Raw genomic sequence first — 21603 nt, forward strand, 5'->3', positions numbered from 1 at the left:
ACACAACACAACAACACAACAACACAACAGTCCCGAGGAACGCCCATGAGTATGTCATCCATACCTTCGCATTCCCCATCCGGTAAGCTCTATGGCTGGGTTGAAAGGATCGGCAACAAAGTGCCACACCCTTTCCTGCTTTTTATCTATTTGATTGTGATTTTAATGGTCGCCACTGCCGTGCTCTCCGCTTTTGACGTCAGCGTGCGCAGCCCGGCAGACGGAAGTCTGGTCGCGGTAAAAAACCTGCTCAGTGTTGAAGGGTTGCACTGGTTTTTACCGAACGTGATTAAAAACTTCAGCGGCTTTGCGCCGCTGGGCGCGATCCTGGCGCTGGTGCTGGGAGCCGGGCTGGCTGAACGCGTGGGCCTGCTGCCGGCATTGATGGTGAAAATGGCCTCTCACGTCAGCGCCCGTTACGCCAGCTATATGGTGCTGTTTATCGCCTTCTTCAGCCACATCTCTTCTGACGCCGCGCTGGTGATCATGCCGCCGATGGGCGCGCTGATTTTCCTCGCCGTCGGTCGTCACCCCGTGGCGGGCCTGCTGTCGGCAATTGCGGGTGTGGGCTGTGGGTTTACCGCGAATCTGCTGATCGTTACCACCGATGTGTTGCTCTCCGGTATCAGCACGGAGGCGGCGAAAACCATTGATACCGCAATGCACGTCAGCGTGATCGACAACTGGTATTTTATGGCAAGCTCGGTGATTGTCCTGACGATTGTCGGCGGGCTGATTACCGATAAGATCATCGAACCGCGACTGGGTAAATGGGAAGGCCGTAGCGATGAAAAGCTGGAGACGCTGAGCAAAGAGCAGCGCTTCGGCCTGCGCGTGGCCGGGATGGTCTCGCTGGCATTTATCGCTCTGGTGGCGCTGATGGTGGTGCCGGAAAACGGGGTATTGCGCGATCCGGTTAAGCATACCGTCCTGCCCTCGCCGTTTATCCAGGGCATTGTGCCGCTGATTATTCTTTTTTTCTTTGTCGTTTCACTCGCTTATGGCATCGCCACCGGCAAAATTCGCCGTCAGGGTGACCTGCCGCAGTTGATGATTGAGCCGATGAAGGAGATGGCGGGTTTTATCGTGATGGTGTTCCCGCTGGCGCAGTTCGTGGCGATGTTTAACTGGAGCAACATGGGCAAGTTTATGGCCGTCGGCCTGACCGATGCGCTGGAAGCGGCTGGTTTAAGCGGCGTTCCGGCGTTTGTTGGCCTGGCGCTGCTGTCATCGCTACTGTGTATGTTTATTGCCAGTGGTTCGGCGATCTGGTCGATTCTGGCACCCATTTTCGTGCCGATGTTTATGATGCTGGGGTTCCACCCGGCCTTTGCGCAGATCCTGTTCCGCATCGCCGACTCGTCGGTGATCCCGCTGGCTCCGGTATCGCCGTTCGTCCCGCTGTTTTTGGGCTTCCTGCAGCGCTATAAACCTGAGGCCAAACTGGGTACCTACTATTCGCTGGTCCTGCCGTATCCGCTTATCTTTTTAGGGGTATGGCTGGTGATGCTGGTGGCGTGGTATCTTGTCGGCCTGCCGATTGGGCCGGGGATATACCCGAGGCTGAACTAAGGAATGACGATGCTGAGATTACTCGAAGATAAAATTGCGACGCCGCTTGGGCCGCTGTGGGTTATCGCGGACGAGCAGTTCAATCTGCGCGCCGTTGAGTGGGAAGAACACAGCGACCGCATGGAAGAGCTGCTCACCATTCATTATCGCGCGCAGGGTTTTGAACGTATCCGTGCCGTTAATCCCGGAGGGTTGAGCGATAAACTGACGGCGTACTTCGAGGGCGATCTCAGCATCATTAATACTCTGCCAACGGCCACCGCAGGCACGCCGTTCCAGCGTGAAGTGTGGCAGGCGCTGCGCAGCATTCCCTGTGGACATGTGATGCACTACGGCCAGCTCGCCGAGCAGCTCGGCCGTGCGGGTGCAGCCCGCGCGGTGGGTGCGGCAAACGGCTCAAATCCGGTCAGTATTGTCGTTCCCTGTCATCGCGTGATTGGGCGTAACGGCACCATGACGGGCTATGCCGGAGGCGTGCAGCGTAAAGAGTGGTTGCTGCGTCACGAAGGGTATCTTTTGCTGTAGATTCCAGGCTTTTAGTGCTTAATTTTCTTCCGGTTAGGCCAGAAATCCTTAATCAATTTGTGGAATTTCAAGAAGATGGCGACACGTTGCCGTCTCTTGTCCTTATTGGTGGTTTGCCAGGCTTACGTACTTACCAAAAAGATGTTAAAATTGACCAATATCAATTAAGGCTTGAGCAAACCTATGATCCCGGAAAAGCGAATTATACGACGCATTCAGTCTGGCGGTTGTGCTATCCATTGCCAGGATTGCAGCATCAGCCAGCTCTGTATCCCGTTTACCCTGAATGAGCATGAACTCGATCAGCTTGATAATATCATCGAGCGCAAAAAGCCAATTCAGAAAGGGCAGACGCTGTTTAAAGCGGGAGACGAACTGAAATCGCTCTATGCAATCCGTTCTGGCACCATCAAAAGCTACACCATTACCGAACAGGGTGATGAGCAGATCACTGGCTTCCATCTGGCAGGTGACCTGGTTGGCTTTGACGCCATCGGTACTGGCCATCACCCGAGCTTTGCTCAGGCGCTGGAAACCTCTATGGTTTGCGAAATTCCGTTCGAAACGCTGGACGATCTCTCCGGCAAGATGCCTAATCTGCGCCAGCAGATGATGCGTCTTATGAGTGGCGAGATCAAAGGCGATCAGGACATGATTCTCCTGCTTTCCAAAAAGAATGCAGAAGAGCGTCTGGCCGCGTTTATCTACAACCTCTCCCGTCGCTTCGCAGAGCGCGGTTTCTCCCCGCGTGAGTTCCGTCTGACGATGACGCGTGGTGATATCGGTAACTACCTGGGCCTGACCGTTGAAACCATCAGCCGTCTGCTGGGTCGTTTCCAGAAAAGCGGTATGCTGGCGGTGAAAGGGAAATACATCACCATCGAAAACGGTGAAGCGCTGGCGGTGCTGGCGGGCCATTCCCGCAACGTGGCATAACCCTCCTCCTGTGACAGATGCCGGATCGATAAATTTCCTGATTTATTGATCTGGCAAAAACTTCCCCCCTGTTTCATTCAAGATATATAGGTTACTCTTTTAATTACAGACTGCGGTGTCAGTTGTAAGGAGACCTGTATGGCAAAGTATCAAAACATGCTGGTGGCCATCGATCCTAATCAGGACGATCAACCAGCGTTACGACGTGCTGTGTATTTACATCAACGGATTGGCGGCAAAATCAAAGCGTTTTTGCCGATCTATGACTTCTCATATGAGATGACCACCCTTCTGTCGCCTGACGAGCGCACCGCGATGCGTCAGGGCGTGATCAGCCAGCGTACTGCGTGGATACGCGAACAGGCAAAATATTACCTGGAAGCGGGTGTGCCCATCGATATTAAAGTGGTCTGGCATAACCGTCCTTTCGAAGCCATTATCCAGGAAGTGGTGGCCGGTGGGCACGACCTGCTGCTGAAAATGGCGCACCAGCACGATAAGCTGGAATCGGTGATCTTCACGCCTACCGACTGGCATTTGTTGCGTAAATGTCCTTGCCCGGTATGGATGGTGAAAGACCAGCCGTGGCCGGAAGGCGGAAAAGCTGTTGTGGCCGTGAACCTGGCAAGTGAAGAGGATTATCACAATTCGCTCAATGAAAAGCTGGTCAAGGAGACACTTCAGCTTGCTGAACAGGTTAACCACACCGAAGTTCATCTGGTGGGGGCTTATCCGGTGACACCGATTAATATCGCCATCGAACTGCCTGAATTTGACCCGAGTGTCTATAACGACGCGATCCGCGGTCAGCACCTGCTGGCCATGAAAGCGCTACGCCAAAGATTCAGCATTGATGAGAAAATGACGCACGTGGAAAAAGGGTTGCCTGAAGAGGTGATTCCGGATCTGGCGGAACATTTACAGGCGGGGATTGTGGTACTGGGCACGATTGGCCGTACCGGTATCTCTGCCGCTTTCCTCGGCAATACCGCCGAGCAGGTGATCGACCATCTGCGCTGCGACCTGCTGGTCATTAAGCCGGATCAATACCAGACGCCGGTTGAGCTGGACGATCCAGAAGACGATTGAGCCATAAGATGAAAAAAACCGCCGGGAAACCAGCGGTTTTTTTTGCCGGGTGGCGGCTTCGCCTTACCCGGCCTACGTTTTCTCTGTCAGAGTGCTTTCAGAATCGCATCCACGCTGGCTTTGGCGTCGCCAAACAGCATATGGGTGTTCTCTTTGAAGAACAGCGGGTTCTGAACGCCCGCATAACCGGTGTTCATGGAGCGTTTGAAGACAATCACGTTCTGCGCCTTCCACACTTCCAGAACCGGCATACCAGCGATTGGGCTACGCGGATCGTCCTGCGCCGCCGGGTTAACGGTGTCGTTGGCACCAATCACCAGTACGGTGTCGGTATCGGCGAAATCATCGTTGATTTCATCCATCTCCAGCACGATGTCATAAGGCACTTTCGCCTCCGCCAGCAGCACGTTCATGTGACCAGGCAAACGGCCCGCAACCGGGTGGATACCAAAGCGTACTTTAATCCCGCGTGCGCGCAGTTTCTCCGTGATTTCCGCCACCGGATACTGCGCCTGCGCCACCGCCATGCCGTAGCCTGGAGTGATGATCACCGAATGCGAGTTTTTCAGCATATCGGCGGTGTCTTCCGCATTGATTTCACGGTGCTCACCCACTTCCTCGTCGGAACCGGTAGAAGAGCCGTCAGAACCAAAGCCACCGGCGATCACGCTAATGAACGAGCGGTTCATCGCTTTACACATGATGTAGGACAGGATCGCACCGGAAGAACCGACCAGCGCACCGGTGACGATCAGCAGGTCATTGCTCAGCATAAAGCCTGCCGCCGCTGCCGCCCAGCCCGAGTAGGAGTTCAGCATTGACACCACCACCGGCATATCCGCCCCGCCAATGGAGGCCACCAGATGCCAGCCGAATGCCAGCGCAATGATGGTCATCACCAGCAGCGCCAACACCTGCAGTCCCACGCTTTCGGTACGCACAAAGATCACCAGCAGTGCAAACGAGACCACCAGCGCCGCCAGGTTCATCTTATGACGGTTTGGCAGCATCAGTGGCTTAGAGGAGATCTTCCCGCGCAGCTTACCAAATGCCACAATCGACCCGGTGAAGGTGACCGCACCGATGAAGATACCGAGGAACACTTCGGTCAGGTGAATATTAACCAGAATCGGCTCCATGCCCGGTTCGTGGTAGAGATAGCTGTTGAAACCCACCAGTACCGCCGCCAGACCCACAAAGCTGTGCAGGATCGCCACCAGCTCCGGCATTTCGGTCATTTCAACGCGTTTTGCGAGACGAATACCGATGGCTCCACCGATAATCATCGCCACTAGAATCCACGCCACGTTGCCGGTGTCCGGCCCGAAGATGGTGGCAATCAGCGCAATCGCCATCCCGGCGATACCAAAGTTATTCCCCTGCTGAGACGTTTCGTGTTTGGAAAGCCCCGCCAGGCTGAAAATAAACAGGATCGCAGCAACAATGTATGCGGCTGTGACTAATCCTCCAGACATATGCTACCCCTTAGCCTTTACGAAACATTTTCAGCATGCGCTGAGTCACGGTGAAACCACCGAAAATATTGATACTGGCAATCAGCACCGCGATGAAGCTCAGGAAGCTGATCCAGCCACCGTGACCTATCTGCAGCAACGCCCCCACCACGATGATCCCGGAGATGGCGTTCGTGACCGACATCAGCGGCGTATGCAGCGCATGGGAAACGTTCCATACCACGTAGTAACCCACCACGCAGGAGAGCGCAAAGACGGTAAAGTGGCCGAGGAACTCTTTCGGCGCGACGTCAGCCAGCCAGCCAAACAGAATGATAACCAGTGCCATAATGGCGTATTTGCGCCACGGCGAAGCAGGTTTCTCTGGCTCTTTAGGTTCCGGAGCGGCTTTCGGTGCCGCCTGAGGCTGAGCAGAAACCTGAATTGGCGGCGCAGGCCAGGTGATTTCACCCTCGCGCACCACCGTTACGCCACGCACCACCACGTCTTCAAAATCTACGGTGATGTTGCCGTCTTTCTCTTTGCAGAGCAGTTTCAGCAGGTTAACAAGATTGGTGCCGTACAGCTGGGAAGACTGGGTTGGCAGACGGCCCGGCAGATCGGTATAGCCAATCACCTTCACGCCGTTAGCGGTCGTGGTGACCTGGTTCGCCACGGTGTATTCACAGTTGCCACCGTTTTGCGCAGCCAGATCGACAATCACGCTGCCCGGCTGCATGGAATCAACCATTTCGCGGGTGATCAGCTTCGGTGCCGGTTTGCCAGGGATAAGCGCGGTAGTGACGATAATATCGACCTCTTTCGCCTGTGCGGCGAAGAGTTCCATTTCTGCTTTAATAAAGGCTTCGGACATCACCTTCGCATAACCATCACCGCTGCCCGCTTCTTCCTTGAAGTCCAGCTCAAGGAATTCGGCCCCCATACTTTGTACCTGTTCCTTCACTTCAGGACGGGTATCAAAAGCACGGACAATCGCGCCCAGGCTGTTTGCTGCGCCGATCGCCGCAAGACCTGCAACGCCCGCACCAATCACCATCACTTTAGCTGGCGGAACTTTGCCCGCCGCGGTGATTTGACCGGTGAAGAAGCGACCAAATTCATGCGCCGCTTCAACGATAGCGCGATAGCCCGCGATATTCGCCATGGAGCTCAGCGCATCCAGTGACTGCGCACGCGAAATACGCGGCACGGAGTCCATCGCCATTACCGTCACGCCACGCGCGGCCAGTTTTTCCATCAGCTCTGGATTCTGGGCAGGCCAGACAAAGCTCACCAGCGTGGTGCCCGGATTAAGCAACGCAATTTCACTCTCTTCAGGTGCATTCACCTTCAGAATGATCGGTGATTGCCAGACCTCAGCACCGTCCACCACGTCCGCGCCAGCGTGAATAAACGCTTCGTCATCGAAACTCGCCAGTTTGCCCGCGCCGCTTTCAACCGCGACGGTAAAACCCAGTTTAAGCAGTTGCTCCACCGTTTTCGGTGTCGCCGCTACGCGGGTTTCATTGGCTAACCGTTCTTTTGGTACCCCAATACGCATAGTTTTCCCTTCCATCGGTTTTTGATGATGGTTTGTCGATAAATGCCCGTGATTTGTATCAACTTTCGCCATCCTGATAACGACGACGTATGATTAACCCCGGAAATTAAAACAGTAACAAACTTTCTATAACCTACTGAAAATAGCGCCCGTGATCTACCGCCAGAAAACACTATTTCTTATTTTATCTGTGAAAAATAAGTGATCCGTGTCGCTGACAGAGATATTTACCTTAAATTCAACGCCGGGACCGATAAATCGCGCAAGCGAGGCGGTAAAAACATGATATAGCGCCATAAGAGATCAAGTTATTAACATTAAATTAACTTGTAAAAGTCATATGCTTTATCAGTTTTGCTTGTCAAACGCCTGTTTTTTCAACATATCACGAAATGTTATCGAATCGGGTCATGTTGTGAGCACGTGCTGCGAAAAATGGCGCAGACAGCGATGGGTTTTAAATGCCATAATCGGGACCGTCTCAAATTTACAACAATACCAGTACATGGTTTGCGCAAGGCGAAGGATTATTTTTATGAAACTTAAGAACACACTCCTGGCGTCCGCACTTCTTTCCGCGACCGCCCTGTCTGCGAATGCCGCGACAGAGTTAACGCCGGAGCAAGCGGCAGCGTTAAAGCCTTTTGACCAGACGGTCATTGTGGGCCGTTATAACTCCATCGGCGATGCCGTTAACGCTGCATCAAAAGCCGCCGATAAAAACGGTGCTGCTTCGTTTTACGTTCTCGACCAGTCCGATCAAGGTAACAGTGGTAACCAGCGTGTGACCATTGCGCTGTACAAAGAAAATGCGCCTGCAGCCGACGCGCCGAAAAATCGCGTGATTAACGGCATCGTAGAGCTGCCGAAAGATCAGGCCGTTGCGCTGGAACCTTACGATACCGTCACCGTTCAGGGCTTTTACCGCAGCCAGCCTGAAGTGAATGATGCCATCACCAAAGCGGCTAAACAGAAAGGGGCTTACTCTTTCTATATCGTGCGCCAGGTGGATGCTAACCAGGGTGGCAACCAGCGTATTACCGCATTCATTTATAAAGAAGATGCGAAAAAACGCGTACTGCAAAGCCCGGATGCCATTCCTGCTGATTCCGATGCGGGTCGCGCGGCATTAGCAAAAGGCGGCGAAGAGGCGAAGAAAGTGGAGATCCCTGGTGTGGCCACCTCTGCAGCACCAAGTGCTGAAGTGGGTCGTTTCTTTGAAACGCAAACCACCAAAGGTGGTCGTTACACTGTAACGCTGCCAGATGGCACCAAAATTGAAGAGCTGAACAAAGCCACTGCGGCGCAGATGGTGCCGTTCGATAGCATTAAGTTTACCGGCAACTACGGCAACATGACGGAAGTCTCTTACCAGGTTGCTAAGCGTGCGGCGAAGAAAGGTGCGAAGTATTACCACATCACCCGCCAGTGGCAGGAACGGGGTAACAACGTGACAATCAGCGCCGATCTGTACAAGTAACAGGCCTGTTGAACCAGGGCGGCGCTATGCCGCCTTTTTTATTACTTTTTTTCGAATTTCTGCCGCGCATCATTGCATGCTCTCGTTACACTCCGTAAAATTCCGCGCCTTAGTGTGATCCACCATTTTTATGCGCCTTAGCGAAATAATTATTCTGGATTTGGACCTTTCATAACAGGAAGCCAATGGAAAAGAAACTTGGCCTGAGTGCTTTAACTGCACTGGTATTGAGCTCGATGCTGGGCGCGGGCGTATTCAGTTTGCCGCAAAATATGGCGGCCGTCGCCAGCCCTGCCGCGTTACTGATTGGCTGGGGTATTACCGGTGCCGGAATATTGCTGCTGGCGTTCGCCATGCTGCTGCTGACCCGCATTCGCCCGGATCTGGATGGCGGAATTTTCACCTATGCACGTGAAGGTTTCGGCGAGCTGATTGGCTTCTGTTCCGCCTGGGGTTACTGGCTGTGCGCGGTCATCGCTAACGTCTCGTATCTGGTCATTGTCTTCTCGGCACTCAGTTTCTTCACCGATACGCCCGCGCTGCGCCTGTTCGGCGATGGCAATACCTGGCAGTCCATTGTGGGGGCTTCTGTGCTGCTGTGGGTGGTTCACTGGCTGGTTCTTCGCGGTGTTCAGACCGCTGCCAGCATCAATCTGGTGGCTACGCTGGCGAAACTGGTTCCGCTCGGTTTGTTTATCGTACTGGCGTTTATCGCGTTTCGTCTTGACGTCTTCAGGCTTGATTTCACCGGCATTGCGCTGGGCGTTCCCGTCTGGGAGCAGGTCAAAAACACCATGCTGATCACCCTGTGGGTGTTCATCGGCGTTGAGGGTGCCGTGGTGGTTTCCGCACGAGCGCGTAATAAGCGCGATGTCGGTCGCGCGACGCTGCTGGCCGTGCTGGCTGCGTTAGGCGTGTATCTGCTGGTGACGCTGCTGTCGCTGGGCGTGGTGGCGCGTCCTGAACTGGCGGAAATGCGTAACCCGTCCATGGCCGGGCTGATGGTAAAAATGCTCGGTTCCTGGGGCGACGTAGTGATTGCCGCAGGTCTGATTGTTTCTGTCTGCGGGGCTTACCTGAGCTGGACGATTATGGCTGCAGAAGTTCCGTTCCTGGCCGCTACGCACAAGGCGTTTCCGCGCCTGTTTGCACAACAGAATAAGAACAATGCACCGTCCGCCTCGTTATGGCTTACCAACATCAGCGTGCAGGTCTGCCTGGTGCTGATCTGGCTCACAGGTTCAGACTATAACACCCTGCTGACCATCGCCTCTGAAATGATTCTGGTACCCTATTTCTTAGTGGGTGCGTATCTGCTAAAAATCGCGACCCGTCCGGCGCACTATGCCGTGGGCGTCGGTGCCTGTATTTACGGGCTATGGTTGTTGTATGCTTCCGGGCCTATGCACCTGCTGCTGTCGGTGGTGTTGTATGCACCAGGCCTGCTGGTGTTTATCTACGCCCGCCGCACGCATCAACTGGATAACGCGCTTAAGCGCCGCGAGATGGCCTTGATTGGGCTGCTTTTAGTGGCTGCCGTACCGGCAATGTGGACGTTAATGGGATAGCACCGTCTTTCCCATTGTTGAACTGAAAAGGAGAATACGATGGGAAAAGCGCAGCAACGCCCAATTCTGATTACTGGCGCAGGCCGTCGCATCGGCCTCGCCCTCGCCCATCATTTTCTCAACCTTCGCCACCCGGTGATTGTTAGCTACCGCCGTGAATACCCTTCGATTGAAGGGCTCCGGAAAGCCGGTGCAACCTGTATTCAGGCAGATTTTTCGACCGATGAGGGCATTCTTGCCTTTGCGGAAAAGGTCAAATCCACCACTGACGGATTGCGGGCCATAATTCACAACGCCAGCGCATGGCTTCCTGAAAAGCCGGACACTCCGCTCAGCGAGACGCTCGCCTGCATGATGCAAATCCACGTCAACGCGCCGTATTTGCTCAACCACGCTCTGCAGGATCTGCTGCGCGGCCACGGGCATGCCGCAGGGGATATTATTCACTTTACCGACTATGTGGTAGAGCGCGGGAGCGACAAACACATTGCCTATGCCGCGAGCAAGGCGGCGCTGGATAACATGACACGCTCGTTTGCCCGCAAACTGGCACCGGAAGTAAAAGTGAACGCGGTCGCCCCATCGCTGATTTTGTTTAACGAGGGGGATGACGCCGAGTACCGCCAGCAGGCGCTCAATAAGTCGTTGATGAAAATCGCGCCCGGTGAAAAAGAGGTCATTGATCTGATCGATTATCTGCTGACCAGCTGTTACGTCACCGGCAGAACCTTTGCGGTGGATGGTGGTCGCCCACTACGCTAGTGGAAACGGCTCCAGAAGAAGATCAACACCCAGGCGCTGAGGCTCCAGCACACGACCGCCCCGCCCAGCGCCAGCGGAAGGCGCAGAAAACCGGTGAAATACCATAGCGACAGCAGATAGAGAAAGTAAGGAATAATAGACCACATACCGAACACAATAGTGGCGCGCAGCGCTTCAATGCCGCGCTCAGAGGCCACAATGTAATGGGCAATCAGCGCGAAAGTCGGGAACAACGGAATCAGCCCGGCAATATAGTAATTCTTCGTTTTTGCCAGAACGCCAATCAGCAACACCACCAGCGCACCCAGCGCGGCTTTAATCACCAGCCCCATACTTTTTCCCATAACAATCAAGTAACAATGTAATTCAGAATAACGGAACTGGCGCTAATTTTGAAAGATTAATGGAAGGTTAAGGTTGCGCGGTGTATGTTGGCTTTTTTTCGCGATAACTGACGTTGTATGACAAAGATTGTTTATGTAGAGGACGAACCCGAAGTTGGGCAGTTGATTGCCGCTTACCTGGGGAAACATGATATGGACGTCATCGTTGAACCTCGTGGCGATCGCGCTGAAGAGGTTGTGGTGCGAGAAAACCCGGACCTGGTGCTGCTGGATATCATGCTGCCCGGCAAAGATGGCATGACGCTTTGCCGCGACCTGCGCACCCAATGGGACGGCCCGATCGTGCTGCTGACCTCTCTGGACAGCGACATGAACCATATTTTATCCCTCGAAATGGGGGCTAACGACTACATCCTGAAGACAACGCCACCCGCGGTATTACTGGCCCGCTTACGGCTGCATTTGCGCCAGCGTGCCAGCAGCGAGCGTGAAACCCCCGCCCCCGCTTTAACGCCGCATAAAGCCCTGCGTTTTGGTACGTTATCAATCGACCCGGTTAACCGGCAGGTGCTGCTCTCCGGTGAGGTGATTGCGCTCTCCACGGCCGATTTTGATCTTCTGTGGGAGCTGGCTACCCATGCCGGGCAGATTATGGATCGCGATGCGTTGCTGAAAAATCTGCGCGGCGTGAGTTATGACGGAATGGATCGCAGTGTTGATGTCGCCATTTCTCGCCTGCGTAAAAAGCTGCTGGATAACGCAACCGAGCCATACCGTATTAAAACCGTGCGTAATAAGGGCTACCTTTTTGCCCCACACGCCTGGGAAACCTGATAAGGAAGCCCCTCCGGGGGCGTAAAAAATAAGAAAACCACGAACCACATTTATCATTGTTCTTGAATGAGGTGTGAAGAAACAGAATATAACGTTTAATACGAAATATACTTTACCCGCCTGTCAACACCCATCTGTGTTAACTTCTGCATCCAGAAACAAACAAAAACATATCTAATGGGTTATCTGCCCAAAGGGGAATATACATACAATCCTGCAAGCGACATTACTGATCAAAAATCCGCCATTCGCTTCGGGAATACGTTCAAATTTTGTATACGTACAATCTCAATCATTACATTATCCTCATGAAAACAAAGGAGATATATTTCTAAATTAAAAAATCCCGATCATTTTCAACAACTTACGAGATTGCTGATTCCTGGATCACGTGCTAAACATTATAAGCTGAAAATTGTTTAATGATAGAGGTATAGCGATGTCATGGAGAGTCATTAGCTCGATTATTTGCCCTAATACTGGGATCGTTTATTCCAGCATTCTGGGCCTTAAGTTTCTGAAGCTGATTATATGGTATGAAAGCGATGTGTATTTATACCCTGGAGACAGAATATACCCGACTAAAAATGGAATTTTTATTAATGGCATTTACAGCCCTATATCTCTTTACAACGTGTCGCCTTATAATGAAATGCTATGGAATGAAATAAAGAATAAAATGGCCTGCCCGTTTAATAAAAATAAGGATGAAAATAGCTGTTCCTTTTCTTCTCATTGCAATGCGCGTAAATGTCCACATGGATTTGCCACCAATCCACTGATTGTGAGTGCTACCCAAAATAGGCATTAACGCTGGACAGCGTTATACATCCGATCGACGTAGATATATGCCGGGGATCAGAATATGCTTCTGAACCTGAGGTGCGGGGGTTACACTGATGCCCCATAGCGCCCCCACAAAATGAGGGCGCTAAGTCTATGTATTTGGGTGGAATTCAATGAAAAAGCTGTTCGTGCAGTTTTATCTTCTTTTGTTCGTCTGCTTCCTGGTGATGACCATGCTGGTCGGGCTGGTCTATAAGTTTACCGCCGAGCGTGCAGGCCGACAGTCTCTGGATGACCTGATGAAAAGTTCGCTCTACCTGATGCGAAGCGAACTGCATGAAATTCCCCCGCATGACTGGGCGCGCACCATGAAAGAGCTGGATCTTAATCTTTCGTTTGATTTGCGTATTGAACCGCTAAAAGACTTCGATTTAGATCCTCCAACCCTGCAACGACTGCGCGACGGAGATATCGTCGCGCTGGATGAGAAGTACACCTTTATTCAGCGCATCCCGCGCAGCCACTACGTTCTGGCCGTGGGGCCGGTGCCTTATCTCTATTATCTGCACCAGATGCGGCTGCTGGATATGGCATTGCTGGCCTTTATTGCCATTTCACTGGCTTTCCCGGTCTTTATCTGGATGCGTCCTCACTGGCAGGACATGCTCAGGCTGGAAGCCGCCGCGCAGCGTTTTGGCGAAGGTCACTTTACCGAGCGAATTCATTTCGACAGCGGTTCCAGTTTTGAACGTCTGGGCGTGGCGTTTAACCAGATGGCTGATAACATCAACGCGTTGATTGCCAGCAAGAAACAGCTGATAGACGGGATCGCGCACGAACTGCGTACACCGCTGGTTCGCCTGCGCTATCGGCTGGAGATGAGCGAAAACCTCACAGAGGTAGAGTCGCAGGCGCTTAACCGCGATATCGGCCAGCTTGAAGCGCTGATTGAAGAACTGTTGACCTATGCCCGCCTCGATCGCCCGCAAAATGAGCTGCATCTCAGCACGCCCGATCTGCCCGCCTGGCTGCAAACGCATATCGACGATGTACAGAGCGTCAACCCACAGCGAACGCTGTTGATGAGCGTCACCGCCGGTGATTATGGCGCGCTGGATATGCGCCTGATGGAACGCGTGCTGGATAACCTGATGAATAACGCCCTGCGCTATAGCGAGAGCACGTTGCGGATAGGCCTGGATTTACAGGGTAATCAGGCCAGCCTGTCGGTAGAGGATGATGGGCCCGGTATTGCCCCGGATGAGCGCGAAAAAGTGTTCGAGCCGTTTGTGCGCCTTGACCCCAGCCGTGACCGCGCCACCGGAGGCTGCGGCCTGGGGCTGGCGATAGTCAGCTCTATCGCGCAGGCGATGGGTGGCTCGGTTCGTTGTGAAGAGAGTGAGCTTGGCGGCGCGCGTTTCTGCTTTAGCTGGCCTGTGTATCACCTGCTCCCCCTTCCCGTTCCTGCCTGACCTTAACCGCAAACCGCACGCTGGCCTGACTTAGCGTGTTGTGCTATACCGTAAGTATGTTGTAACTAATTAAGGGTTAGCATGGCGACGTATGACCTTATCGACAGGCTGAACACCACCTTTCGGGAAATAGAACACGAGTTACTGACGCTGGCTGAACGTCTGCAGACTTGCCGGTTGCTGGCTGCGCGCGTTTTTTCCCTGCCTGATGTAGCCAAAGGCACAGAGCACGATCCGCTGGAAACCATTGAGGTGAAACAGCATATCGGCAACACGGCGCTGGAGTTAACGCTGCAACACTACCGCCGCCTGTTTATTCAGCAGCAATCAGAAAATCGCAGCAGTAAAGCTGCCGTACGCCTGCCTGGCGTGATCTGCCTGCAAACTGACGCCGCAACGCGTGAATCACTGGAAGCGCAAATTACGCATATTAATACGCTGAAAGCTGCGTTTGAAAAGATCGTTACCGTTGAGTCGGGCCTGGCCCCTGCCGCCCGTTTTGAGTGGGTGCATCGCCAGCTTCCGGGATTAATTACGCTCAATGCCTACCGCTCGCTGACGGTGCTGCGCCATCCCGCCACGCTTCGCTTCGGCTGGGCCAACAAGCACATCATCAAAAACTTTACCCGCGATGAGATCCTGGCGCAGCTGGAGAAAAGCCTGAAAGCGCCGCGCACGGTCGCGCCGTGGTCGCGTGAGCAGTGGATTGAACGGCTGGAGCAGGAGTACCACAGCATCGCCTCGTTACCGGCTGACGCGCGTCTCAAGATAAAGCGCCCGGTGAAGGTGCAACCTATCGCCCGCGTCTGGTATTCCGGGCAACAAAAGCAGGTGCAGTATGCCTGCCCAACGCCGTTGATTGCGCTCTATGATGCCGATCAGGGTGCGGTGGTGCCGGATATCGGAGAGCTGTTGAATTACGATGCCGAAAACGTTCAGCATCGCTATAAACCGCAGGCACAGCCGCTGCAATTGATTATTCCGCGGCTGCACCTGTATGTGGCGAAATGATTATTTCATGCTGCCAACCATCTCTTCAGGACGGACCCAGCTGTCAAATTCAGCGTCCGTCAGGTAGCCCAGCGCCAGCGCGGAGGCTTTCAGCGTTAGCCCCTCTTTGTGCGCTTTTTTGGCGATCTCAGCGGCTTTGTCGTAGCCAATGTGGGTGTTGAGCGCGGTGACCAGCATCAGAGATTCATTGAGCAACTGGCTGATACGCTCACGATTCGGCTCAATTCCGACCGCGCAGTGCTCGTTGAAGCTCTCCATACCGTCGGCCAGCAGACGTACTGACTGAAGAACATTGTGGATGACCATCGGGCGATAAACGTTCAGTTCAAAGTTCCCCGACGCGCCACCCATGTTAACAGCCACATCGTTGCCCATCACCTGACAGCAGAGCATAGTCATGGCTTCACACTGGGTCGGGTTCACTTTTCCGGGCATGATGGAGCTGCCCGGCTCATTTTCCGGAATGCTGATTTCACCGATACCACAGCGCGGCCCTGAGGCCAGCCAGCGCACGTCGTTGGCGATCTTCATCAGCGAAGCCGCCAGCCCTTTCAGCGCACCGTGGGTATGAACCAGCGCATCACAGGTGGCAAGTGCTTCAAATTTGTTCGGCGCAGTGACAAACGGCTGACCGGTGATACTCGCCAGTTCTTCTGCCACGCGCACGGCATATTCCGGATGGGTGTTAAGCCCTGTCCCGACGGCCGTCCCCCCCAGCGCCAGCTCCGCAAGATGTGGCAGACTGTGCTCAATGTGCTTCAGGTTGTGCTCCAGCATCGCCACCCAGCCGGAAATCTCCTGGCCGAGCGTCAGCGGCGTGGCGTCCTGCAGGTGCGTGCGGCCGATTTTGACAATATCGCGGAAAGCCTGCGCTTTCTCATTGAGCGTGTTCTTCAGCACGTTCAACTGCGGGATCAGCTGTTCACGGATGGCAATCACCGCCGCCACGTGCATGGCCGTCGGGAACACGTCGTTAGAGCTTTGGCTCTTGTTTACGTCATCGTTCGGGTGAACCTTACGTTCCATACCGCGCACGCCGCCCAGCAGTTCGCTTGCCCGGTTCGCCAGCACTTCGTTCATGTTCATGTTACTTTGCGTGCCGGAACCGGTCTGCCAGATGGCGAGGGGGAATTCATCGGGATGTTTGCCTGCCAGCACTTCATCGGCAGCATTGATGATGGCGGTCGCTTTGTCCGTCGCCAGCAGACCCAGATCCTGGTTCACTTTAGCTGCAGCGCGTTTGGTCAGGGCCAGCGCCTGGATCAGCGAGATGGGCATCTTCTCGGTTGAAATACGGAAATGCTCCAGCGAACGCTGGGTTTGCGCGCCCCATAGCTTGTCGGCCGGGACGTCGATCGCGCCCATCGAGTCTTTCTCACTGCGATGCGTTGTCATTACTTTCTCCTTGATGATAAAAGATGGATTGCTCACATGCTTAAGAGATAAGTATTGATGACTTCTGAAAAACATTATGGCGCTTTGTGCGCTCTTTTGGGTGTCGGGTGGCGGCTTCGCCTTACCCGACCTACGAGAATGTAGGCCGGGTAAGCGTCAGCGCCACCCGGCATTTTCTTCAGACTACTTCACACATGCCGAACACTGAGACGACTGGATCTGTTTGAAGAAGTCATTGCCTTTGTCATCCACGAGGATAAACGCCGGGAAGTCTTCCACTTCAATTTTCCAGATCGCTTCCATACCCAGTTCCGGGTATTCCACGCACTCCAGGCTCTTAATGCTGCCCTGCGCCAGCACCGCCGCCGGGCCGCCGATGCTGCCCAGGTAGAAGCCGCCGTGCTTGTGGCACGCGTCCGTCACCTGCTGGCTACGGTTGCCTTTCGCCAGCATGATCATGCTGCCGCCGTTGGCCTGCAACTGATCAACGTAAGAGTCCATACGGCCCGCCGTGGTTGGGCCTAACGAACCGGAGGCATAACCTTCTGGCGTTTTTGCCGGACCTGCGTAGTAGATCGGGTGATCTTTAATGTACTGTGGCAGCCCCTCACCGTTGTCCAGACGCTCTTTCAGCTTCGCATGCGCGATATCGCGGCCCACGATAATCGTCCCGTTCAGGGAGAGGCGCGTCGAGACAGGGTATTGGGACAACTGCGCGAGGATCTCTTTCATCGGACGGTTCAGGTCAACGCGAACCGCTTCGCCCTCACCCGCTTTACGCAGCGCTTCCGGGATATATTTGCCTGGGTTATTTTCCAGTTTTTCGATCCAGATGCCGTCGCGGTTGATCTTCGCTTTAATGTTACGATCCGCCGAGCAGGACACACCCATCCCGACCGGGCAGGAGGCACCGTGACGCGGCAGACGGATCACGCGAATATCGTGCGCGAAATATTTACCGCCAAACTGTGCACCAAGCCCCAGATTCTGCGCTTCGGTCAGCAATTCCTGTTCCAGTTGTATATCGCGGAACGCCTGGCCGTGTTCGTTCCCTTCGGTTGGCAGGCCGTCGTAGTATTTGGTCGACGCCAGCTTTACCGTCTTCAGGGTGCTTTCTGCCGATGTACCGCCAATCACAAAGGCGATATGGTACGGCGGACATGCTGCTGTACCCAGCGTGCGCATTTTCTCAACCAGATAGTTTTTCAGCTTGCCCGGCGTGAGCAGTGCTTTGGTTTCCTGGTAGAGATAGGTTTTGTTCGCTGAACCGCCGCCTTTGGCGATGCAGAGGAATTTGTACTCGTCGCCATCCACGCTGTAGAGATCAATCTGCGCGGGCAGGTTCGTGCCGGTATTCACCTCTTTGTACATATCCAGCGCCGCGTTTTGCGAGTAGCGCAGATTGTCTTCGGTGTAGGTGTTATAAACGCCGCGCGCGAGTGCGGCTTCATCACCGCCCCCAGTCCAGACGCGCTGGCCTTTTTTGCCGGTGATAATCGCGGTGCCGGTATCCTGGCAGGTCGGCAGAATGCCTTTCGCTGCGATATCGGAGTTACGCAGGAACTGCAGCGCAACGTATTTATCGTTTTCGCTGGCCTGCGGGTCGTTAAGGATATCGGCAACCTGCTGCTGATGCGCCGGACGGAGCATAAAGGAGGCATCGTGGAAGGCTTGCTGCGCCAGCAGCGTTAGCGCCTGGGGGTCAACCTTGAGGATCTCCTGCCCTTCAAATTCAGAGACAGAAACGTAATCGCGGGTTAACAGATAATACTCGGTCTGATCCTTACTGAGGGGAAAAGGATCTTGATAATGAAAGGGTTTGTTCGACATTGTTCTCTCACTTACTGCTTCGGTCTGGTTATTTGGGCAGATGTTCCGCTGCCCGCTTAAAAGCGAGTCAGCTTATCCTACACAATTTTTTAACAAAAACTGAGACTAGTACGACTTTTTACATCCGCAGGTTACTTCCACGCGGTTTATTGCTTTAATACCCGAAGTTAATTCCACATTTGAATCAGGGCTTGATAATGCAAAAACTCATCAACTCAGTGCAAAACTACGCCTGGGGAAGTAAAACTGCGTTAACGGATCTCTACGGTATCGCGAATCCAGACAACCTGCCGATGGCAGAACTGTGGATGGGCGCACACCCGAAGAGCAGCTCAAAAATCGAGGACGCAAGCGGCCAGGTTCGCAGCCTGCGTGACGTGATTGACGCTGACAAATCTGCGCTGCTGGGCGACAAGGTTGCCAGCCGCTTTGGCGAGCTACCGTTCCTGTTTAAGGTTCTGTGTGCAGACCAGCCGCTTTCCATTCAGGTGCACCCGAACAAAAAGGCTTCTGAAATTGGCTTCGCAAAAGAGAATGCGGCGGGTATTCCGTTAGACGCCGCCGAGCGCAACTACAAAGATCCTAACCACAAGCCGGAGCTGGTTTTCGCTCTGACGCCATTCCTGGCGATGAACGCCTTCCGTGAGTTCTCTGAGATTATCTCTTTGCTGCAACCGGTCGCAGGGGCGAATACCGCCATTGCCCACTTCCTGGAAAACCCGAATTCAGAGGCGCTGAGCCAGCTGTTTGCCAGCCTGCTCAATATGCAAGGTGAAGAAAAATCCCATGCGCTGGCGGTGCTAAAAGCAGCGCTTAACAACCAGCAAGGCGAACCGTGGGACACCATCCGCGTTATTGCGACGTTTTACCCTGACGACAGCGGCCTGTTCTCTCCGCTACTGTTAAACGTGGTCAAGCTAAACCCAGGCGAAGCGATGTTCCTGTTTGCCGAAACGCCGCACGCCTATCTGCAGGGCGTGGCGCTGGAGGTAATGGCAAACTCCGATAACGTGCTGCGCGCGGGCCTGACGCCGAAATACATTGATATTCCGGAGCTGGTTGCTAACGTGAAATTTGTCGCGAAGCCTGCGGATGAGCTGCTGACTCAGCCGGTGAAAAAAGGTGCAGAGCTGGACTTCCCTATTCCGGTTGACGATTTTGCGTTCTCTTTGCACGATCTGAGCGATGCTGAAACCGCCATCGCCCAGGACAGTGCAGCGATCCTGTTCTGTGTGGAAGGCGAAGCCGTTCTGAATAAAGGTGAACAACGTCTGGTACTTAAGCCAGGTGAGTCGGCGTTTGTTGCGGCTAACGAGTCGCCTGTCAGCATCAGCGGCAGCGGTCGTCTGGCACGTGTTTTCAATAAACTTTAAGGACTTACTGAATTATTTAACAACTCTTGCTAAGCTAGTTAAAGGCTTTATATCACCGGGCGGTTTTTACCGCCTGGTTTCATTTTAGGGATAGTCGCAATGAAAAAATCGGTCGTAGCGGTAGGAGTGATTGTTGCATTAGGCGTTATCTGGACGGGTGCCTCCTGGTATACCGGGAAACAGCTGGAAAGCCGTCTGGCAGAAATGATGACGCAGGCAAACAGCGAAATTAAGCGCAGCGCACCAGAAGCCGGCGTGGAGCTGAGCTATCAAAATTATCAGCGCGGCGTATTTACCAGCCATATGCAGGTTGTTGTTAAACCCGTTGCCGGTAACCAGAACGCGTGGCTGAAACCGGGCCAGAGCGTGGTACTGGATGAAGAGGTCAGCCATGGCCCGTTCCCGCTGGCGCAGTTAAAATCCTTTAACCTGATCCCTTCAATGGCATCAGCGAAAACGGTTCTGGTTAATAACGAAGTGACGAAGCCGCTGTTCGACCTGGCCAAAAATGCGTCGCCATTCGAGATTAACACCCGCATCAGCTATGCCGGTGACACACGTTCTGATATCGACCTGAAAGCACTGAACTACGAAAACGGTAACGAGAAAGTCGCCTTCAGCGGCGGTACTTTCCAGCTTGATGCCGATCGTGACGGAAAAAATGTTTCTCTGACTGGCGATGCGCAAAGCGGTCTGGTCAATGCCGTCAACGAGTACAACCAGAAAGTTCAGTTAACGTTCAACAACCTGAAAGCCAGCGGCAACAGCCGTATGACCGATTTTGATGAGCGTATTGGCGATCAGAAATTCAGTCTCGATAAATTTGCCATTGCGATTGAAGGCAAAGAGATGGCCGTGCTGGAAGGCATGGATCTGGACGGTAAGTCCGACGTGTCCAAAGATGGCAAAAGCATCAATACCCAACTGGATTACACGCTGAAAAGCCTGAAAGTGCAGAATCAGGATCTGGGCAACGGCAAACTTTCGCTGAAAATTGGCAATATCGACGGCCAGGCGTGGCATGCGTTTAGCCAGAAATACAGCAAAGAGAGCCAGGTCTTGCTGACCGATGCCGCGCTTCAGCAAAATCCTGAAGTTTATCAGCAACAAGCCATGGCAGTGCTGTTCAACAACCTGCCCATTCTGCTGAAAGGCGAACCGGTCATCACCATCGCGCCGCTGAGCTGGAAAAACAGCAAGGGCGAAACCAACTTTAACCTGTCACTGTTCCTGAAAGATCCGGCAACTGCCACCGGCGAGCCACAGACGCTGGCGCAGGAGGTGGATCGCAGCGTGAAGTCTCTCGACAGCAAGCTGACCATTCCAATGGACATGGCGACCGAGTTTATGACCCAGATTGCTAAACTGGAAGGCTATGGCGAAGAAGACGCCGGCAAGCTGGCGAACCAGCAGGTGAAAGGCCTGGCGGCGATGGGCCAGATGTTCCGTATCACAAAGGTGGAAGACAACACCATTTCCACCAGCCTGCAGTATGCCAACGGCCAGGTCACACTCAACGGCGACAAAATGCCGCTGGAGGACTTTGTCGGGATGTTTGGGATGCCGACGCTGGGGATGCCGGAACCGGCTGCACCGCAGCAGTAAACAACA

At 53.8% G+C, this 21603-nt stretch carries 18 protein-coding genes; 13 read left to right on the forward strand and 5 right to left on the reverse strand.

Annotated features, from left to right (window positions below):
* Positions 1–45: 45 nt before the first annotated feature.
* From abgT to uspE, 4 genes are all read left to right on the forward strand, one after another.
* Positions 46–1572: a p-aminobenzoyl-glutamate transporter gene (gene abgT / locus ABGB15_RS11525; RefSeq protein WP_276850844.1), complete on the forward strand. Its 1527-nt coding sequence runs from the start codon at positions 46–48 to the stop codon at positions 1570–1572.
* A 9-nt stretch (positions 1573–1581) separates the two neighbouring features.
* Entirely contained in the window at positions 1582–2097 is a 516-nt protein-coding gene (ogt, locus tag ABGB15_RS11530; protein ID WP_152080951.1) for a methylated-DNA--[protein]-cysteine S-methyltransferase, read from the forward strand.
* 183 nt (positions 2098–2280) lie between these two features.
* Positions 2281–3033, forward strand: coding sequence for a fumarate/nitrate reduction transcriptional regulator Fnr (gene fnr, locus ABGB15_RS11535; protein ID WP_014070017.1), 753 nt, complete (start codon positions 2281–2283; stop codon positions 3031–3033).
* A 138-nt stretch (positions 3034–3171) separates the two neighbouring features.
* Positions 3172–4122, forward strand: a complete 951-nt coding sequence (gene uspE, locus ABGB15_RS11540) for a universal stress protein UspE (RefSeq protein ID WP_215723244.1) — start codon at positions 3172–3174, stop codon at positions 4120–4122.
* 86 nt (positions 4123–4208) lie between these two features.
* On the opposite strand, the gene pntB is transcribed toward uspE, so the two are convergent.
* Positions 4209–5597, reverse strand: coding sequence for a Re/Si-specific NAD(P)(+) transhydrogenase subunit beta (gene pntB / locus ABGB15_RS11545; protein WP_215723243.1), 1389 nt, complete (start codon positions 5595–5597; stop codon positions 4209–4211).
* 10 nt (positions 5598–5607) lie between these two features.
* A complete protein-coding gene (gene pntA, locus ABGB15_RS11550) occupies positions 5608–7137 on the reverse strand; it encodes a Re/Si-specific NAD(P)(+) transhydrogenase subunit alpha (RefSeq protein WP_152080948.1) in 1530 nt (509 codons plus the stop codon).
* A 535-nt stretch (positions 7138–7672) separates the two neighbouring features.
* On the opposite strand from pntA, the gene ydgH reads away from it, so the two are divergent.
* The 3 genes from ydgH to folM all read left to right on the forward strand — a co-directional run bounded on the left by ydgH (position 7673) and on the right by folM (position 10947).
* Entirely contained in the window at positions 7673–8617 is a 945-nt protein-coding gene (ydgH, locus tag ABGB15_RS11555; protein ID WP_152080947.1) for a DUF1471 family protein YdgH, read from the forward strand.
* A gap of 185 nt (positions 8618–8802) precedes the next feature.
* Positions 8803–10185: an amino acid permease gene (locus tag ABGB15_RS11560; protein ID WP_152080946.1), complete on the forward strand. Its 1383-nt coding sequence runs from the start codon at positions 8803–8805 to the stop codon at positions 10183–10185.
* Between the two features lie 39 nt (positions 10186–10224).
* A complete protein-coding gene (folM, locus tag ABGB15_RS11565; protein WP_152080945.1) occupies positions 10225–10947 on the forward strand; it encodes a dihydromonapterin reductase in 723 nt (240 codons plus the stop codon).
* Here the strand turns inward: folM and ABGB15_RS11570 are convergent.
* Complete coding sequence (locus tag ABGB15_RS11570; protein WP_152084370.1) at positions 10944–11279, reverse strand: GlpM family protein; 336 nt, start codon at positions 11277–11279, stop codon at positions 10944–10946. The genes folM and ABGB15_RS11570 overlap by 4 nt on opposite strands.
* 129 nt (positions 11280–11408) lie before the next feature.
* Here ABGB15_RS11570 and rstA point away from each other — a divergent pair, with 129 nt between their 5' ends.
* The 4 genes from rstA (at position 11409) to tus (ending at position 15394) form a co-directional block, all read left to right on the forward strand.
* The gene (gene rstA, locus ABGB15_RS11575) at positions 11409–12125 is read left to right on the forward strand and encodes a two-component system response regulator RstA (protein ID WP_152080944.1); all 717 of its coding nucleotides are present in this window, start codon (positions 11409–11411) and stop codon (positions 12123–12125) included.
* Positions 12126–12564: 439 nt separating this feature from the next.
* Entirely contained in the window at positions 12565–12936 is a 372-nt protein-coding gene (iraM, locus tag ABGB15_RS11580; protein WP_215723242.1) for an anti-adapter protein IraM, read from the forward strand.
* 148 nt (positions 12937–13084) lie between these two features.
* Positions 13085–14383, forward strand: a complete 1299-nt coding sequence (rstB, locus tag ABGB15_RS11585) for a two-component system sensor histidine kinase RstB (protein ID WP_369064182.1) — start codon at positions 13085–13087, stop codon at positions 14381–14383.
* Between the two features lie 81 nt (positions 14384–14464).
* The gene (gene tus, locus ABGB15_RS11590; protein WP_215723241.1) at positions 14465–15394 is read left to right on the forward strand and encodes a DNA replication terminus site-binding protein; all 930 of its coding nucleotides are present in this window, start codon (positions 14465–14467) and stop codon (positions 15392–15394) included.
* Here tus and fumC read toward each other — a convergent pair whose 3' ends face one another.
* On the reverse strand, positions 15395–16789 hold the full coding sequence (fumC, locus tag ABGB15_RS11595; protein WP_215723240.1) for a class II fumarate hydratase: 1395 nt from the start codon (positions 16787–16789) through the stop codon (positions 15395–15397).
* Positions 16790–16972: 183 nt separating this feature from the next.
* Positions 16973–18619 (reverse strand): class I fumarate hydratase FumA, encoded by a 1647-nt coding sequence (fumA, locus tag ABGB15_RS11600; protein WP_152080939.1) that lies wholly within the window; start codon positions 18617–18619, stop codon positions 16973–16975.
* A gap of 197 nt (positions 18620–18816) precedes the next feature.
* On the opposite strand from fumA, the gene manA reads away from it, so the two are divergent.
* Both manA and ABGB15_RS11610 read left to right on the forward strand, forming a co-directional pair.
* Positions 18817–19992, forward strand: coding sequence for a mannose-6-phosphate isomerase (manA, locus tag ABGB15_RS11605; protein ID WP_215723239.1), 1176 nt, complete (start codon positions 18817–18819; stop codon positions 19990–19992).
* Between the two features lie 99 nt (positions 19993–20091).
* Entirely contained in the window at positions 20092–21597 is a 1506-nt protein-coding gene (locus ABGB15_RS11610; protein ID WP_215723238.1) for a YdgA family protein, read from the forward strand.
* Positions 21598–21603 lie beyond the last annotated feature (6 nt).

This window comes from Enterobacter sp. MALB-1 (assembly GCF_041021625.1).
In the GTDB taxonomy this organism is placed as follows: domain Bacteria; phylum Pseudomonadota; class Gammaproteobacteria; order Enterobacterales; family Enterobacteriaceae; genus Enterobacter; species Enterobacter oligotrophicus.